Source organism: Variovorax sp. LARHSF232, assembly GCF_052871435.1.
In genome coordinates this window covers 63,449-78,977 of record NZ_JBIXJS010000005.1, presented here as the reverse complement: position 1 = coordinate 78,977, position 15,529 = coordinate 63,449, and the positions used below count along the sequence as shown (strand labels likewise).

Sequence of the window (15,529 nt, the reverse complement as noted above, 5' to 3'; positions counted from 1 at the left end):
CCTCCGAGGACACCATGAGACTGATTTTGTTGGGCGCCCCCGGTGCAGGCAAGGGCACGCAAGCGACTTTCATCTGCCAGAAGTACGGCATTCCCCAGATTTCCACGGGCGACATGCTGCGCGCAGCGGTCAAGGCAGGCACGCCGCTTGGTCTGCAGGCCAAGGCCGTGATGGATGCAGGCGCACTGGTGAGCGACGACCTCATCATCAATCTCGTGAAGGAGCGCATTGCGCAGCCCGACTGCGCATCGGGCTTTCTGTTCGACGGCTTTCCGCGCACCATCCCGCAGGCCGATGCGATGAAGGCGGCCGGCGTCAAGATCGACTATGTGCTCGAGATCGACGTGCCCTTCTCGGACATCATCGAGCGCATGAGCGGACGCCGCTCGCACCCGGCGTCGGGGCGCACCTACCACGTCAAGTTCAATCCGCCCAAGGTGGAAGGCAAGGACGACGTGACGGGCGAAGACCTGATTCAGCGCGAAGACGACAAGGAAGAAACGGTGCGCAAGCGCCTGGATGTCTACAGCCAGCAGACCCGCCCGCTGGTGGACTACTACTCGGCCTGGGCCAAGGCCGACCCGGCAACGGCGCCCAAGTACCGCGCCATCAGCGGTACCGGCCCGGTCGAAGAGATCACCCAGCGCGCCTTCGCCGCGCTCAGCAGCTGAAGACGCTTCAAGCCGGGCTGGAACGCAGCCCGTAGACCTTGCCGTCGAGGAACAGGTACTCGACGCGCACGATCGCTTCGCCGGCCTCGTCCTTGAAGGTGAAACCCACCGCCGACACCTGCGCGCCCTGCTTGATCTCCGGGATCTTCCAGGCCTGCATGCGCGTCAGGGGCGCCAACTCCAGCTCCCATTTGCGGTCGGCGCGGCGCGGTACCGACGCCTTGGCCAGCAAGCCCGGGCCATCGACCGGCGCGCTTTGCGGCGGCAAGCTGCGCCGGGCCAGATCGGCCGGCACCTTCATGCCAGCGGGCGTCTCGATGTCGAGCTCCACATGCGGGTTCTGCCAGCGCGACACCATGACCACGCCTTCCAGGTAGATCGGGCGGTCCTGGTCGAAACTGCTCCAGCCATGGTGGGACCACGCAGGGCCCGCCATCAGCGGCATGCTTGCAGCGGCAAGAACGAGTTGACGACGTTTCATCGGCTTACTCCTCAAGCTCTCAAGCAAATGTGGCTCTGCCACTTTGCTTGATCCCCCGCGGGGGGGCGGGCCGGGCTGGCCCGGCCCCCTGGGGGCTCAGTAGGCGATCCAGCGGCCGCAGAACACGACCGCCACCCAGATGCCAGTGGACAGCAACATCTGGGCTCTTGCAAGGGAATCGAGGCGCCGCAGCGAGCCGCGCAGGTGGAAGAAAAGTGCGTTGCCGCCAGCCGCGGCCAGCAGCGTCATCTTGGTGATGAAGTACCGGTTGGCCAGCAGCTCGCCGGGCCGGGTCGAGAACATCAGCAGTCCCGTGCAGGCCGCCAGGGCAAAGCCGATCAGCGCGATGGTGAGCGACAGGCGAGCGAAAGCCTGTACCGGAATGGCAGTGGCGCGCCCGAAAACGCGCATCTCCAACGCCACCAGGTTGCCCAGCAGTAGCGCGATGCCCAGCACATGCAGCGCCTCGAGTGCCGGATAGGCCCATTCGTGCGTCTGCAGCGCGGCAAACATGGCGCGTCAGCTTCCGTGGATGCGCAGCAGTTCGAGCATCAGCGCGATGCGCGCCTTGACCGGATTGAGTGCGCCCGCATCAGGGATCGCATCGCCGGCCTTGGGCAGGATGCGTCCCTCCAGGCAGCGCGTGGCACGCCACACCACGACCCCGGCCGCCTGGGCGCGCGCCGCCGCGCCTTCAATCTCGTGATGCAGGGTGCCGTTGCCGGTCGCGGCCAGCACCAAGCCTTGAATCGCACCGGGCACAGCGCGGGCGCGCTCCGCCAGCAAGGTGTCGATCAGGTGGCCGCGGGCGCCGGCGTGGCTGAGCACGATCTCCACCCGCGGCGCTTCCCGGCCCGCCGCCAATTCCCGCAGGACGTCCATCGCCGGACCGGCCGCTGGCCAGCCCTTGGCCATGCGCAACTGCCCTTCTTCGACGAAGGCCACCGGCCCCGCGTCGCCGGAGCTGAAGGGGTCGAGCCGGTAGGTGTGCACCTTCTGCACATCGGCCGCGCCATGGACGGTGCCGGCGCACACGACGCTGACGCCGCGCGCGCCCGGCGATGCCGCCACCACGATGGCGTCGCGCACGTTCTGCGGACCGTCGGGCGACAGCGCGGTGGCGGGACGCATCGCACAGGTCAATGCCACCGGCTTGTCCGAAGGCAGCACGCAGTGCAGGAAGTACGCCGTCTCCTCGATGGTGTCGGTGCCGTGCGTGATGACGATGCCCGCCACCGCGGGATCCGCCAGCACCTGAGCGCAACGCAGCGCCAGGTCGCACCAGATCGAGAACTCCATATCCTTGCTGTCGACCTGCGCCACCTGCTCGGTGGCCAGCGCGATGCCCGCCGGCGCCTCGATGCCCGCCAGCAGCTCGGACACGCCGACCTGCCCGGCCACGTAGCCGATGTTGTCGCCGGCGCTGGCGGCCCGGCCGGCGACGGTGCCGCCGGTTCCCAGCACCAGCACACGCCTGTCGCCGGAGCGCAATTTTTCGCCCATGCTTGCCAATCCCGAAAAACTGGTTAAAAATACAGTTACTGGATATGCAGCCAGTAACCAAGGTGAATCCTTAGGAGTTCAGCGCATGCTCAACCTGCCCTTTCCCGTCAAGCTTACCGCCCGCCAACAGCAAATCCTCGATTTGATTCAGGCGGCCATCGCCCGCACCGGTGCGCCCCCGACGCGCGCCGAAATCGCGGCCGAGCTCGGTTTCAAATCCGCCAATGCGGCCGAAGAGCATTTGCAGGCCCTGGCGCGCAAGGGCGTCATCGAGCTGGTGAGCGGCACCTCGCGCGGCATCCGCCTCAAGGGCGATGCGCTGCGTTCCATCAACGAATCGCGCAACAACCAGTATTCGTTACCGCTGCCCGGCTTGGCGCAACTGGCCTTGCCATTGGTAGGCCGCGTCGCCGCGGGCTCGCCCATCCTGGCGCAAGAGCACGTGGACCAGACCTTCTACGTCGAGAGCACCCTGTTCCAGCGCCAGCCCGACTATCTTCTCAAGGTGCGCGGCATGTCGATGCGCGACGCCGGCATCATGGACGGCGACCTCCTGGCCGTGCAAGCCACCAAAGAGGCGCGCAACGGCCAGATCGTGGTGGCGCGCCTGGGTGATGAGGTGACCGTTAAACGCCTCAAGCGCAACAAGCAAGTGATCGAACTGCACGCCGAAAACCCCGACTACCCGACCATCATCGTGCAGCCGGGCGAGCCCTTCGAGATCGAAGGCCTGGCTGTCGGCCTGATCCGCAACACCATGCTCATGTAGCCATCCGGGGCCGCGCCAGGTGGCGGGCGTATGGCGCAAGGCCATCACCCTGTCGCGGGCCCTTCAATCCGAGAAAGCAATCCTGCCTGTGTCCAACCCTCAAGCCACTTTTGGAGTTCACATGGGAATCGCTGTTCTGAGTCTTGCCGACCTGATCTCGCCGCTGCAGGCGCTTGCCAGCCGCTGGATCGCGCCGCGCCGCCGCCGCGCCGGTGTCTCTTCCGATCTACGCTATGTGGCCATCCGGCCGGCCTGCGCCGCCCGTGGCAGCGCCGAGAAAGCCGAAAGTGCCGGCCACACCGCACGGCCGCTGCGCGTCATTCGCGTGGTCGACCCCCGCGCCGCGCACAACGCAAGCCGCATGGTGATCTCCGGCCGCATGGCTGACGTCTGCGCCGAACTCGACCGCCTGGTCGCCCTTGAAGCGCATGGCCTGCGCCCCGCTGTAGGCGGCATTCACTAAGAATTCGGGGCGCTCCGCCGCCTCCGCACAACATGTAGTTACCGGGTCGCAAGGCACAATCACGTGCCATGAATATTGTGATTCTCGACGACTACCAGGATGCGGTGCGCAAGCTGCGCTGCGCGTCGAAGCTCGATGCCTACGCGGCCAAGGTCTATACCAACACGGTCAAGGGCATCGGGCAACTTTCAGTGCGGCTGAAGGACGCGGATGTGATCGTCCTGATCCGCGAACGCACCCAGATCTCGCGCCAACTGATCGAGAAACTGCCCAAGCTCAAGCTCATTTCGCAGACCGGCCGCGCCGGCTCGCACATCGACATCAATGCCTGCAGCGAGCACGGGGTAGCCGTGGCCGAGGGCAGCGGCTCGCCCCAGGCGCCGGCCGAACTCACCTGGGCCCTGATCATGGCCGCCATGCGCCGGCTGCCGCAATACATCAGCAACCTCAAGCACGGCGCCTGGCAGCAATCGGGGCTCAAGTCGGCCTCCATGCCGCCCAACTTCGGCCTGGGTTCGGTGCTCAAGGGCAAGACCCTGGGCATCTGGGGCTATGGCCGCATCGGCCAGCTGGTGGCACGCTATGGCCAGGCCTTCGGCATGCAAGTGGTGATCTGGGGCAGCGACGCCAGCTGTGCCAAGGCGCGCTCCGACGGCTTCCAGGTGGCCAGCAGCCGCGAGGCACTGTTCACTTCCGCCGACGTGCTGTCGATCCATCTTCGGCTCACCGACGAAACCCGCAGCATTGTGCGGCTGGAAGATCTGGCGCGCATGAAGCCCACGGCCCTGTTCGTCAATACCTCGCGCGCCGAACTGGTCGAGCAGGATGCACTGCTTGCCGCGCTGAACCGCGGCCGGCCGGGCATGGCCGCCATCGACGTCTTCGAGAGCGAGCCGCCTTTGCAGGGCCACGCCTTGCTGCGCCTGGAGAACTGCGTCTGCACGCCGCACATCGGCTATGTGGAGCAGGAGAGCTACGAACTCTACTTCGGTCAGGCTTTCGACAACGTGGTCAGCTTCATCAAGGGCAACCCCACCAACATCGTGAATCCGGGCGCGTTGCAGGTACGCCGCTGACCGGCCGGCCGGCCAGCCGGCCAGCCGCCACTGGACTAGACCTTGACGCCCAGATGCCGGGGACGCAGGTCGCCCCGGTCGGTGGCCGGATCGGAAGGATCGAAATCGATCACATGGGGGTCGACCGAAGGGCCAGGCTTTTGCGCCTGAGGCGACTCGATCGGCGCTGGCAAGGTCTCGAAGGCGGTCCGATCCAGCTCGGACAGGTCCAACTCCAGTGGGGGCATCTCCCGCGGCGGCACGGGCTGCGCTGCGCTGGCCGCATCCGGCGCCTCGCTCAGGTAAGGCATGGGCCCGGTCTCTTGCTGGGTGGCGCGCTCGGACGCGCCGCTATCCCGCTGCCGAACGGCTGACGGCGGCGCCGGGGCCGGCGCCTCCCAGGGGCCTGCGTATTCGCTCAGGTCGCGCGCCACCGCATAGAGCAGCAGCAGTTCCTGGTAGGCCGGCAGGTCGAAGCTCTCGTCATGCGAACCGGGCTTGCGAAAAACGAACGCCTCGATCAGCTCCGCCGTGCCCGGGGACGGCCATTGCTCCATGATGCGCGCCAGTGCGTCCCGGTAGTGCTCAAGGCTGCGGCCCTCGGCGCTGTAGTTTTCGAAGTCGGGCACCTGCGCATTGAACTTGTAGCCAAACTCTCGCGCCAGGGTCGTGTAGTCATCGCGGCGCCCCAGCAGATGCAGTACGCCCAACAGATCCAGGTAAGCCAGGGCGCTGGTGCCGGGATTCGCAGCGATGTGTTCGCGCAGAACGCCAATCGCCTGCTCGTGCTGCCCCAGCGAAACGAAGAACTCCGACTGTTGCTGCACGTCGAACAGTTCCTCGGCATTGACCTGCCGTACCTGGCCGCGATCGAAGGCCGAAGCGCCCAAGCCGGCCGGCAGTGCGGTGACGCGCAGCCCCTGGGCGGAGCGCAGGCCGGAGACATCGGCGGGCGCCGCACTGCCGGCGTCGTCGTCTTCGTCCTCCTCTTCGATCAGTTCGCCTCGGCGCGGCAGTACCGGCCGGGCCGCGCTGCCGCCCGGCCGCTGCTCTTCGGCGCCACCCCACCACGCCGACACACGGGCGCGGCGCGCGGTGCGCCAGAGCAATGCCAGGGCAATCAGGGCCAATGCGATCAGGGCCAGCAGTCCGTAGACCAGCGGGTTGCGATAGCGGCTGGCCTGCGCCTGGGCCAGGTCTGCACGCATTTCCAGAAGCAGGCGCTGTGTCTGCGCCGACTGCTCGCGCACGCTGGCCAAGGCGCTCTCCAGCTCCTTCATGCGCTCGGCGTCCCGCCGGCTCTGCTCGGCGGTGGCAGCGCTCGTCGGTTGCGACAGTGCCTGGGCCTGGGCGCGCCCGGCCGGGTCGTCAGGCCGCGGGCTGGCCAGCGCCGGCTTCGCCGCCACCTGTGCCACCGGCTCCGGCGACAGCGGCTCCACCTGCAGGCGAGGCTTGCCTTCCTTGGCCGCACCGGCCGGCGCGGGCGCCGCAGCTGCTTCCGGTCTGGGGGCGGGCGACGGGGGCTTGGGCACCGCTTCGGCGGCAGGGCGCGACTTGGGCATCACCGGCACCTGCGCCACGCGCGCCGGGCGCGGCGACGGAGACGGAAGTGCAGCCGATGCGTCCGGTGCTGCGCCGCTCGCATTTGCCGCCGGCCGAAAGGCGGGTCGCGCGGGTGACGCCGCGACGGGCAGCGACTCCGGCAAATCGGCCAGCAGCACGTACTGGCGCGTAGACTTCATGTCGCAACCGGCAGTGAGCGTCACGGTGACGACCGGCTCCTCGATGGCGCGCGTGGTCCGCAAGCGCACGCGCGGCGTGTCGGGGCTGGGACCGGGCTCGAGCGACAAGGTCACTCGCTTGTCGTCGACCCGGATGTCCCCTTGCCGCACGTCGGCTTCTAGGCACAGGCCGTCTCCCGTGTCGCTGCGATCCAGCGCCAGGGGGACGACCAGCTCGAGCGGCTTGCCAATCCAGGCGTTGCCGCTCGGCCGGCCAATGGTCAAGGCGACGGATTGGAATGCAGCACCGAGCAGAAGGAGACCCACGAAAGGACGCAGTGCTTGCAAGGGAGCAGACCGTAATAAAAAGTAAACAGATTTTGACACGGCAGCCACAACTTACCACCTACAGCTAGACATTCGAAATGACAGTGACCTTTTCCAAAATCGGCGTCATCGGCGCCGGCGCCATGGGACGCGGCATCGCGCAGATCGCGGCGCAGGCCGGCAGCGAGGTGCTGCTGGTCGACAACCAGCCGGGCGCCGCCCAGCGCGGCCTGGAGGCCGTCACTGCCCAATGGGCCAAGCTCGAGGAAAAAGGGAAGCTGGATGCCGTCACCCAGGCCGCCCTGGTGACGCGCCTGCATGCCGTCGACTCGATGCAGGCGCTGGCGTCCTGCGACCTGGTGATCGAGGCGGTGGTCGAGAACCTGGAGATCAAGCGCGCCCTGTTCCACGAACTCGAGTCGGTGGTTTCGCCGTCGGCAGTGCTCGCGACCAATACCTCGTCGCTGTCGGTGACGGCCATCGCGGCCGGCCTGGCGCGGCCCGAGCGCTTTGCCGGCTACCACTTCTTCAACCCGGTGCCGCTGATGAAGGTGGTCGAGGTCGTGGCCGGCTTCAAGACCGAGCGCGCACTGTGCGAGCGCCTGGCCGCCTACGCGGTGCAGATGGGCCACAGCGCGGTGCACACGCAGGACACGCCGGGCTTCATCGTCAACCATGCAGGCCGCGGCTACGGCACCGAGGCGCTGCGCATCGTTTCCGAAGGCGTGGCCGACTTCGCCACCATCGATCGCATCCTGAAGGACCAGGCCGGCTTTCGCCTCGGCCCCTTCGAACTGATGGACCTGACGGCACTGGACGTCTCGCATCCGGTGATGGAGTCGATCTACCACCAGTACTACGAGGAGCCGCGCTTTCGCCCCAGCGTGATCACCGCCCAACGCCTGGCGGCAGGTGCCCTGGGCCGCAAGACGGGTGAAGGCTTCTACCGCTATGTGGATGGCGCAGCCCAGGTCGCGGCCGAGGCGCCGGCGCCGGTGCTCGAGACGCTGCCGCCGGTCTGGGTTTCGCCGCGCGCGGCCCGCCGGCCGGAACTGCTGCGCCTGGTGCATCAGCTGGGCGCCCACATCGAGACCGGCCCCACGCCCTCGCCTGCCGCGCTGATCCTGGTGGCGCCGCTGGGCTTCGACGTCACCACGGTGGCCGCGGTCGACCGCATGGACGCCACCCGCACGGTGGGCATCGACATGCTGGTCGACGACGCCGCCACCAAGCGCCGCGTGCTGGCCGGCACGCCGGCCACGCGGCGCGACATGCGCGAGGCGGCGCATGCGCTGTTCGCGCGCGATGGCAAGGCGGTGAGCGTGATCCGCGACTCCGGCGGCTTCGTCACCCAGCGGGTGCTGGCGACCATCGTCAATATCGCCTCGGACATGTGCCAGCAGCAGGTCTGCTCGCCGTCCGATCTGGAAACCGCCGTGCGCCTGGGCCTGGGCTATCCGCAAGGCCCACTCGCCATGGGCGACCTCTATGGCCCGACCAACATGCTGGAGGTGCTGTTCAACCTGCAGACGGTGTATGGCGACCCGCGCTATCGCCCCAGCCCCTGGCTGCGCCGCCGCGGCGCGCTGGGCCTGAGCCTCACCCACGTCGAAGACTGAAACCCGAAGGCAAACACGACATGACTGCACAACTCAAGAGCAGCACGCAAGACGGCACCATGCTGCTGCTGCTGTCCAACCCCTCGCAACGCAACGCGCTGGGCCCGGACATCTACGCGGCCGGCATCGAGACGCTGAACCGCGCCGGCAACAGCGCGGAGGTCCGCAGCGTGGTGCTGGCCGGCGAAGGCCCCTGGTTCAGCGCCGGCGGTTCGCTGCAGCGCCTGCAGGCCAATCGCGAACGCGAGCCCGAGTACCAGGCGCAAAGCATCGAGGGCCTGCACAACTGGATCGATGCGATGCGCGCCTTTCCCAAGCCGATCATCGCGGCAGTGGAAGGCGCCGCCGCCGGCGCCGGTTTCTCGCTGGCGCTGGCCTGCGACTTCATCGTGGCGGCGCGCGATGCCGTGTTTGCCGCCTCCTACACCAACATCGCGCTCTCGCCCGATGGCGGCCTGAGCTGGCACCTGGCGCAATCGCTGCCACGCCAGCTGGCGAGCGAATGGATGATGCTGGGCGAGCGCATTGCGGCCGAACGCCTGCACGCCCTGGGCGTGGTGAATCGCCTGGCGGAAAGCGGCCAGGCCCTGAACGACGCACTGGCCCTGGCCGCCCAGCTCAACGGGCGCGCCCCGAATGCGCTGGCCAGCTGCAAGGATCTGCTGAACGAGGCCCGCGGCGCCACCCTGCCCGCGCAACTCGACGCCGAACGCGACCACTTCGTGCGCAACCTGCACCATGCCAACGCCGGCATCGGCATCGCCGCCTTCCTGGCCAAGGAGAAACCACGCTACTCGTGAAGAACGCCACGAGGTCGCCCTCGTGACAAGCCCGCTCAATTCAGTCGCCGACAGGACAGATCAATGGACGACCCCATTCTTACCATCGAAGAACGTGAAGCGATCAATAGCGGTCGCTGGTTCAGCTCTCTTTCACCTTCGCTTCGGCACGACATTCTTCGATGCGCTTTCGTCAGACGCTACAAGGACGGCGACTTGATCGCCGCACGCGGCGATCCGCCCGAGTCGTGGATCGCCTGCGCCAAGGGCGCGGTGCGGGTGAGCTCGACGGCGGTGTCGGGCAAGCAGGTCACGCTGACCTACGTCGAGCCGGGCATCTGGTTCGGCGACGTGTCGATGTTCGACGGGGACCGGCGCACGCACGATGCCTACGCGCATGGCGAGACCACCATCCTGTGCGTGGCGCGCGCCGACTTCCAGAAGATCCTGGCCTCGCACATCGAGCTGTACGAAGCCCTGATGCGATTGCAGGCACGCCGCATCCGGACCCTGTTCGGCCTGGTGGAAGACCTGAACACCCTGCCCTTGCGTGCGCGCCTGGCCAAGCAGCTGATTCACCTGGTGCGCAGCTACGGCATTCCCAACCTGGCGGACGGCAGCCAGATGCGCATCGGCCTGCATCTGGCGCAGGAGGAACTGGCGCAGTTGCTCGGCGCCTCGCGCCAGCGCGTGAATCAGGAACTCAAGCAGATGGAGCGCGAAGAAGCCATCCGCATCGAGCCGGCCGGCCTGGTGGTGCTGGACCGCGCCGCGCTGATGCGCATTTCCGAGGCAGCCGAGCAATAAGCCAAGCAACAAGCAGAGACATGACCCAGGACTTCAGCAATTTCGTCGGCACGCGTGCCGTTTCCAGCCAGCATGCCTTCGACATCGCGGCGCTTGCGGCCTGGCTCGACAAGAACCTCGCCGGCTTCCAGGGCCCGCTGACGGTGGAGATGTTCAAGGGCGGCCAGTCCAATCCCACCTACAAGCTGGTGACGCCCACGCAAAGCTACGTGATGCGCGCCAAGCCCGGCCCGGTGGCCAAGCTGCTGCCCTCGGCCCACGCCATCGAGCGCGAGTACAAGGTGATGGGCGGCCTGGCCGGCACCGGCGTGCCGGTGCCGCGCATGCTCGTCCTGTGCGAGGACGAATCGGTGATCGGCCGCGCCTTCTACGTGATGGAATTCATGCAGGGCCGCGTGCTGTGGGACCAGTCCCTGCCCGGCATGGGCACGGCCGAGCGCAGCGCCATCTACGACGAGATGAACCGCGTGATCGCCGCGCTGCACTCGGTGAAGTTCGCCGAGCGCGGCCTGGCCGACTACGGCAAGCCTGGAAACTACTTCGAGCGCCAGATCGGCCGCTGGAGCAAGCAGTACGTGGCCTCCATCACCCAGCCCATTCCCGAGATGGACAAGCTGATGGAATGGCTGCCGGCGCACATGCCGGCGAGCGCGCGCGACGAGTCGATGGTGTCGATCGTGCATGGCGATTACCGGCTCGACAACCTGATGTTCCACGCCAGCGAACCCAAGGTCATCGCCGTGCTCGACTGGGAGCTGTCGACGCTGGGCCACCCGCTGGCGGACTTCAGCTACCACTGCATGTCGTGGCACATCTCAGGGGCCACCTTCCGCGGCATCGGCGGCCTGGACCACAAGAGCCTGGGCATCCCGACCGAGAGCGAGTACATCCGCAGCTACTGCGAACGCACCGGCCTCACGACGCCCGAGGCGCTGGCGCCCGACTGGAACTTCTATCAGGCCTACAACCTGTTTCGCATGGCCGCCATCCTGCAAGGCATTGCCAAGCGGGTCGAGGCCGGAACCGCATCGAGCGAACAAGCCGTGGCATCGGGCCGCGGCGCCAAGCCCATGGCCGAAATGGCCTGGCGCTTTGCACAGCAGGCCTGAGGCACCACAAGCACTTCGGGCCGCCACCCCCCTTTTTCTGAGGAGACATCATGGATTTCGATTACTCGGCCAAAACCAAGGAACTGCAGAAGCGCGTCAGCGCCTTCATGGAGGACAACATCTACCCGGCCGAGGCCGAGTACAGCGCCGAGATGGCCGCCAACACCGCCGCCGGCAAGCGCTGGACTGCGCTGCAGACGGTGGAAAAGCTCAAGAAGAAGGCCAAGGCCCAGGGCCTGTGGAACCTGTTCCTGCCGGTCGACAGCGCGCATGCCTCGGGCTATGAAGGCGCCGGCCTCACCAACATGGAATACGCACCGCTGGCCGAGATCATGGGCCGCGTGCCATGGGCCAGCGAGGCCTTCAACTGCTCGGCGCCTGACACCGGCAACATGGAAACCATCGCGCGCTACGGCTCGGACGAGATCAAGGCACGCTGGCTCAAGCCGCTGCTGGAAGGCGAGATCCGCTCGGCCTTCGCCATGACCGAGCCTGAGGTGGCTTCGAGCGACGCCACCAACATCTGCACCCGCATCGAGCGCCAGGGTGACGAGTACGTGATCAACGGCCACAAGTGGTGGATCTCGGGCGCGGCCGACCCGCGCTGTGCCGTCTTCATCACCATGGGCAAGACCGATCCGGACGCGCCCAAGCATTCGCAGCAGAGCATGATCATCGTGCCGGCTGCAGCCAAGGGCATCCGCATCGTGCGTCCGCTCAACGTGATGGGCTATGACGACGCGCCGCACGGCCACGTCGAGATGTACTTCGAGAACGTGCGCGTGCCAGCCGACAACATGCTGCTGGGCGAAGGCCGCGGCTTCGAGATCGCCCAAGGGCGCCTTGGCCCCGGACGCATTCACCACTGCATGCGCCTGATCGGCCTGGCCGAGCGCGCGCTGGAACTGATGTGCAAGCGCGCTTCGTCGCGCGTGGCCTTCGGCAAGACGGTGGCCTCGCAGACGGTGACGCAGGAGCGCATCGCCGAAGCCCGCTGCAAGATCGACATGGCACGGCTGCTTACGCTCAAGGCCGCCTGGTTGATGGACGTGGCCGGCAACAAGGTCGCCAAGAACGATATCGCCATGATCAAGGTGGTGGCCCCCAGCATGGCCTGCCAGGTGATCGACTGGGCCATGCAGGCGCACGGCGGTGGCGGCATGTGCGACGACTTCCCGCTGGCTTCGGCCTACGCCCAGGCGCGCACCTTGCGCTTTGCCGACGGCCCGGACGAAGTGCACCGCAATGCGATCGCCAAGTGGGAGCTGGGCAAGTACGCGGCGGACAAGATGGATGAGCCGTCGCCCGTCACGCGCTTCTGATCTGGCGGCCAGCGCGGCGAGCCCTGCGAAAGGCTTAGGAGCCTGGGCGGCAGAGAGCGGGGCTCGCGCCGGGGCGATTCGCAGCGCCAGCCTAGGCTCTGCCGCCCAGGCTCCTAGCCGCGCAGCAACTTGGACTTGACGAACTGCAGCCGCTTGCGCGCCAGCGCCAGGCGCCTCGCCAGGCCGAGCGGCTTGAGGTAGGCGCCTTTGGGCGGCACACAGTCAAAGCATCCGGCCTGCCGCATGTAGGGCGCGCTGGCCCGCAGCGGGCCGCCCTGCGCGCTCGCAGCAGCCAGGTAGTTGCCATTGCTCGAGCGGAGCATGAACTGGCCCGAGCTCACCGGAATCATGTCGAACAGCGCGTGCATGTCGGCTTCGCCGGCCAGTTGCATGGTGTCGTCGTGCGCGGCGTCAACACGCAGGTAGCGGCCGTCCGGCGTGCGCAGCATCGACTTGCCCGCTTCGCGGCGCTCGATGTGAAACTGCGCCAGCGCCTCGCTGGCTGACCGCCCGGACCAGTCGACCCGTGCGTCCGGCGCCTGGCCATAGCGCAGGAAGGCGCCGCTGGCCGAGCGCAGGGCGATGGTGTCGCCCAGCGCATCGCGCAGCTGCGGATCGTCGATTTCGTCCAGCGCGACAAAGCGGTAGCCCGCATCCTGCAGCTTGGGCAGGAGGCGCCGGGTGAGCTCGAGGGTCTTGCTGCGAACGGCGACCGTGTCCATGTCCGCGATGCCATCGTGCATGACGACGATGCCGCTGCCCCTGCGCGCGATGGCGTCCAGATACGCGGCCTCCGCCTCCTCGACCGACTTTCCCTGCTGCCAGAAATAGCAGTCCACCCCGTCGATGTCCCAGTAGATCGGCCCCACGTGCATGTAGCTGCTGCGTGGATCGCGATTGACCTCCCTGGCGACCTCGGGCGACCACTTGCCGTAGGTGGCGCGAAAGTACACCGGCTTGTTGCGGTTGTACTTCTCGATCAACACGTTGGTCCGGATCAGTTGGTCGCGCACGTCCCCATCGACCGAGACGTAGTAGGGCAGATCCGGGTGCTCGAAGGTGTGATTGCCGATGATGTGCCCCTGCGCGTGCAGCTCGTCCAGGATCTCGGGCCGGCTCAGCGCAAACTTGCCCACCACGAAGAAGGTGGCACGGACCCCCCGGTCCGCCAGGAAGCGGCCCAGTTCGGCGCTTGCCGGGCCGGGGCCGTCGTCATAGGTCAGGCACAGCGTCTTTTCCGGCAGCTGGATGTCGTCGATGTTGCGTGGGGCAAGCATGGCTGCAGGGCCTCCGTCGATCAGGCAAGCGCCTGGATGTATTGGCGCGCGACGCTGTCGCGCCGGCGCGCGCCAAGGTAGCGCACCAGCGCCGGAGGCAACTGCTGCGGCGCCGGCCTGCCGAAGGACTCATCGAGGAGAGTTTGCAGCCGCTGGGCGTCGTCCACGGGAAACAGCTGGCCATGTTCATCGACGGCTTCGGCCAGTCCGCCCGCGTCTGCCGCGATCACATGGCAACCGCTGGCCAGGCCCTCCAGGACCACCACGCCAAAGCCCTCGGCGCCTCGAGATGGCACCACCATCACGCGGTGGCGATTCATGAAGCGGGCAAGCTCTTCGCCGTGGAGGGCGCCGTGGAACTTCACGCGGTCAGCAAGGCCGTGCTGTTGCACCTTGGCCTGCAGACACTCCCGCTGGTCGCCCTCGCCGACGATGTTGAGCGTGAACGGCCGCCGCAAGCGGCTGCAGGCCTCGATCAGAAGATCGCAGCCCTTCTGCGACACCAGTCGGCCAACGAACAGGAAGTCGAATGCCCTGGCCTCTTCCGGGTAGAGCTTGAAGATCTGATCGTCGTAACAGCAATGGATCACCTGGGCGTCGTGGCCCACGAACTTCGCCACGCTGCGGCTGACGGCGATATGCCGGGTGGCGCAGCCCATCACCAAGCGCTTGATGGCCGCGATCGCCGGGCGGGCGTACATCAGGTGAAAGTCATTGTGGGAGATGACCCATTTCTTGCGCGGCCCCAGCATCAGCAGCCATACGCCCTTGAGCGTGATGTTGGGCATGTAGAGCACGTCGGCCCATCGAAAAAACGCAATCTGCTGGCTCTTCTGCGATGAATGAACCACCTCGATGCCAAGGAACGGGTGAGCCGGATCCTGCACTTGTTCGGTCACGACCTTCACTTCGTGCCCCGCCTTCACGAACTCCTCGATCAGCAGGCGCGTGCTGTTTTCGATGCCGCCCACGCCCGGGTAGAAGACCGAGCTGTAGACAAGAATGCGAAGAGACCGATGTGCATGAGACGGTGTAGGCAATTCATACTCCTCCCGGCGGATTCTGGCATCGATCGCCTCCAGGCTGCGGACTTCTTCACATTTGAGAAGGGTTCGCAATGCCTGGTGACTTGACAAGCACTCAAAGCTTCTTGTGCATGAAGGTGGCCGTCCCAAAATTGGGATCGAGCTGATAGCCTGCAAAGCCTTCGCGCTCGTAGGCCTGCAGGGCGCGCGCGTTGCCGCTCAGCACTTCCAGGGTCAGCTTGCAGGCGCCACGCTGGCGCGCCAGCTCTTCCACCTTGGCCAGCATGCGCTGGGTGATGCGTTGGCCGCGGTGGCTTTCCAGCACCACCACGTCGTGCACGTTCACGAGCGGCTTGCAGGCAAAGGTCGAGAAGCCCTCGAAGCAATTGATCAGCCCCACGGCCTTCACGCCATCGAAGGCGAGCACGCTGAAAGCGGTAGGCCGCCTGGCCAGTTCGTTCACCAGGTTCTGCCGCACGAACTCGGGCAGCGGCGCGCCACCGCCGGCGGGGTCCCTGGCGTAGGCATCGAGCAGTGTCAGCAACGCTTCGCGGTGCGCCGGATCGGCATAGTCGGCCAGGCAGACCTCGATCTGTCCCAT

Annotated in this window: 16 protein-coding genes; 9 read left to right on the top strand and 7 right to left on the bottom strand. The window is 66.9% G+C overall.

Annotated features, from left to right (window positions below):
- The first annotated feature begins 14 nt into the window (after positions 1–14).
- The gene (adk, locus tag ACIPRI_RS14610) at positions 15–671 is read left to right on the top strand and encodes an adenylate kinase (RefSeq protein ID WP_446622180.1); all 657 of its coding nucleotides are present in this window, start codon (positions 15–17) and stop codon (positions 669–671) included.
- Between the two features lie 7 nt (positions 672–678).
- Here the strand turns inward: adk and ACIPRI_RS14605 are convergent, their stop codons facing one another.
- The 3 genes from ACIPRI_RS14605 to ACIPRI_RS14595 form a co-directional block, all read right to left on the bottom strand.
- On the bottom strand, positions 679–1,152 hold the full coding sequence (locus ACIPRI_RS14605; protein ID WP_446622179.1) for a DUF6152 family protein: 474 nt from the start codon (positions 1,150–1,152) through the stop codon (positions 679–681).
- A gap of 96 nt (positions 1,153–1,248) precedes the next feature.
- Positions 1,249–1,665: a hypothetical protein gene (locus tag ACIPRI_RS14600; RefSeq protein WP_446622178.1), complete on the bottom strand. Its 417-nt coding sequence runs from the start codon at positions 1,663–1,665 to the stop codon at positions 1,249–1,251.
- 6 nt (positions 1,666–1,671) lie between these two features.
- Positions 1,672–2,655, bottom strand: a complete 984-nt coding sequence (locus ACIPRI_RS14595) for an asparaginase (RefSeq protein ID WP_446622177.1) — start codon at positions 2,653–2,655, stop codon at positions 1,672–1,674.
- A gap of 85 nt (positions 2,656–2,740) precedes the next feature.
- On the opposite strand from ACIPRI_RS14595, the gene lexA reads away from it, so the two are divergent.
- The 3 genes from lexA (at position 2,741) to ACIPRI_RS14580 (ending at position 4,963) form a co-directional block, all read left to right on the top strand.
- Positions 2,741–3,424: a transcriptional repressor LexA gene (lexA, locus tag ACIPRI_RS14590; RefSeq protein WP_446622448.1), complete on the top strand. Its 684-nt coding sequence runs from the start codon at positions 2,741–2,743 to the stop codon at positions 3,422–3,424.
- A 121-nt stretch (positions 3,425–3,545) separates the two neighbouring features.
- Entirely contained in the window at positions 3,546–3,887 is a 342-nt protein-coding gene (locus tag ACIPRI_RS14585) for a hypothetical protein (RefSeq protein ID WP_446622176.1), read from the top strand.
- A 68-nt stretch (positions 3,888–3,955) separates the two neighbouring features.
- Positions 3,956–4,963 (top strand): D-2-hydroxyacid dehydrogenase family protein, encoded by a 1,008-nt coding sequence (locus tag ACIPRI_RS14580; protein WP_446622175.1) that lies wholly within the window; start codon positions 3,956–3,958, stop codon positions 4,961–4,963.
- Between the two features lie 35 nt (positions 4,964–4,998).
- Here the strand turns inward: ACIPRI_RS14580 and ACIPRI_RS14575 are convergent, their stop codons facing one another.
- Positions 4,999–6,948, bottom strand: coding sequence for a hypothetical protein (locus ACIPRI_RS14575; RefSeq protein ID WP_446622174.1), 1,950 nt, complete (start codon positions 6,946–6,948; stop codon positions 4,999–5,001).
- Between the two features lie 140 nt (positions 6,949–7,088).
- Here ACIPRI_RS14575 and ACIPRI_RS14570 point away from each other — a divergent pair, with 140 nt between their 5' ends.
- The 5 genes from ACIPRI_RS14570 to ACIPRI_RS14550 all read left to right on the top strand — a co-directional run bounded on the left by ACIPRI_RS14570 (position 7,089) and on the right by ACIPRI_RS14550 (position 12,626).
- Positions 7,089–8,609, top strand: a complete 1,521-nt coding sequence (locus ACIPRI_RS14570; RefSeq protein WP_446622173.1) for a 3-hydroxyacyl-CoA dehydrogenase — start codon at positions 7,089–7,091, stop codon at positions 8,607–8,609.
- A 20-nt stretch (positions 8,610–8,629) separates the two neighbouring features.
- Positions 8,630–9,409 (top strand): oxepin-CoA hydrolase, alternative type, encoded by a 780-nt coding sequence (locus ACIPRI_RS14565; RefSeq protein ID WP_446622172.1) that lies wholly within the window; start codon positions 8,630–8,632, stop codon positions 9,407–9,409.
- A gap of 63 nt (positions 9,410–9,472) precedes the next feature.
- Positions 9,473–10,195 (top strand): Crp/Fnr family transcriptional regulator, encoded by a 723-nt coding sequence (locus ACIPRI_RS14560; protein ID WP_446622171.1) that lies wholly within the window; start codon positions 9,473–9,475, stop codon positions 10,193–10,195.
- 20 nt (positions 10,196–10,215) lie between these two features.
- Positions 10,216–11,304: a phosphotransferase gene (locus ACIPRI_RS14555; RefSeq protein ID WP_446622170.1), complete on the top strand. Its 1,089-nt coding sequence runs from the start codon at positions 10,216–10,218 to the stop codon at positions 11,302–11,304.
- A 50-nt stretch (positions 11,305–11,354) separates the two neighbouring features.
- Entirely contained in the window at positions 11,355–12,626 is a 1,272-nt protein-coding gene (locus ACIPRI_RS14550; RefSeq protein WP_446622169.1) for an acyl-CoA dehydrogenase family protein, read from the top strand.
- Between the two features lie 113 nt (positions 12,627–12,739).
- Here ACIPRI_RS14550 and ACIPRI_RS14545 read toward each other — a convergent pair whose 3' ends face one another.
- The 3 genes from ACIPRI_RS14545 to ACIPRI_RS14535 are packed head-to-tail and all read right to left on the bottom strand — an operon-like array spanning position 12,740 to position 15,529.
- A complete protein-coding gene (locus ACIPRI_RS14545) occupies positions 12,740–13,903 on the bottom strand; it encodes a polysaccharide deacetylase family protein (protein ID WP_446622168.1) in 1,164 nt (387 codons plus the stop codon).
- Positions 13,904–13,923: 20 nt separating this feature from the next.
- Positions 13,924–15,021 (bottom strand): glycosyltransferase family 4 protein, encoded by a 1,098-nt coding sequence (locus ACIPRI_RS14540; protein ID WP_446622167.1) that lies wholly within the window; start codon positions 15,019–15,021, stop codon positions 13,924–13,926.
- A 22-nt stretch (positions 15,022–15,043) separates the two neighbouring features.
- The gene (locus tag ACIPRI_RS14535) at positions 15,044–15,529 is read right to left on the bottom strand and encodes a GNAT family N-acetyltransferase (protein ID WP_446622447.1); all 486 of its coding nucleotides are present in this window, start codon (positions 15,527–15,529) and stop codon (positions 15,044–15,046) included.

What these genes read in the sequence shown, in the direction of transcription:
- adk (WP_446622180.1), top strand. Translation starts at nt 15, where the DNA reads ATGAGACTGATTTTGTTGGGCGCCCCCGGTGCAGGCAAGGGCACGCAA.
- ACIPRI_RS14595 (WP_446622177.1), bottom strand. Translation starts at nt 2,655, where the DNA reads ATGGGCGAAAAATTGCGCTCCGGCGACAGGCGTGTGCTGGTGCTGGGA.
- ACIPRI_RS14550 (WP_446622169.1), top strand. Translation starts at nt 11,355, where the DNA reads ATGGATTTCGATTACTCGGCCAAAACCAAGGAACTGCAGAAGCGCGTC.
- lexA (WP_446622448.1), top strand. Translation starts at nt 2,741, where the DNA reads ATGCTCAACCTGCCCTTTCCCGTCAAGCTTACCGCCCGCCAACAGCAA.
- ACIPRI_RS14585 (WP_446622176.1), top strand. Translation starts at nt 3,546, where the DNA reads ATGGGAATCGCTGTTCTGAGTCTTGCCGACCTGATCTCGCCGCTGCAG.
- ACIPRI_RS14580 (WP_446622175.1), top strand. Translation starts at nt 3,956, where the DNA reads ATGAATATTGTGATTCTCGACGACTACCAGGATGCGGTGCGCAAGCTG.
- ACIPRI_RS14605 (WP_446622179.1), bottom strand. Translation starts at nt 1,152, where the DNA reads ATGAAACGTCGTCAACTCGTTCTTGCCGCTGCAAGCATGCCGCTGATG.
- ACIPRI_RS14555 (WP_446622170.1), top strand. Translation starts at nt 10,216, where the DNA reads ATGACCCAGGACTTCAGCAATTTCGTCGGCACGCGTGCCGTTTCCAGC.
- ACIPRI_RS14535 (WP_446622447.1), bottom strand. Translation starts at nt 15,529, where the DNA reads ATGGGACAGATCGAGGTCTGCCTGGCCGACTATGCCGATCCGGCGCAC.
- ACIPRI_RS14565 (WP_446622172.1), top strand. Translation starts at nt 8,630, where the DNA reads ATGACTGCACAACTCAAGAGCAGCACGCAAGACGGCACCATGCTGCTG.
- ACIPRI_RS14560 (WP_446622171.1), top strand. Translation starts at nt 9,473, where the DNA reads ATGGACGACCCCATTCTTACCATCGAAGAACGTGAAGCGATCAATAGC.
- ACIPRI_RS14600 (WP_446622178.1), bottom strand. Translation starts at nt 1,665, where the DNA reads ATGTTTGCCGCGCTGCAGACGCACGAATGGGCCTATCCGGCACTCGAG.
- ACIPRI_RS14570 (WP_446622173.1), top strand. Translation starts at nt 7,089, where the DNA reads ATGACAGTGACCTTTTCCAAAATCGGCGTCATCGGCGCCGGCGCCATG.
- ACIPRI_RS14545 (WP_446622168.1), bottom strand. Translation starts at nt 13,903, where the DNA reads ATGCTTGCCCCACGCAACATCGACGACATCCAGCTGCCGGAAAAGACG.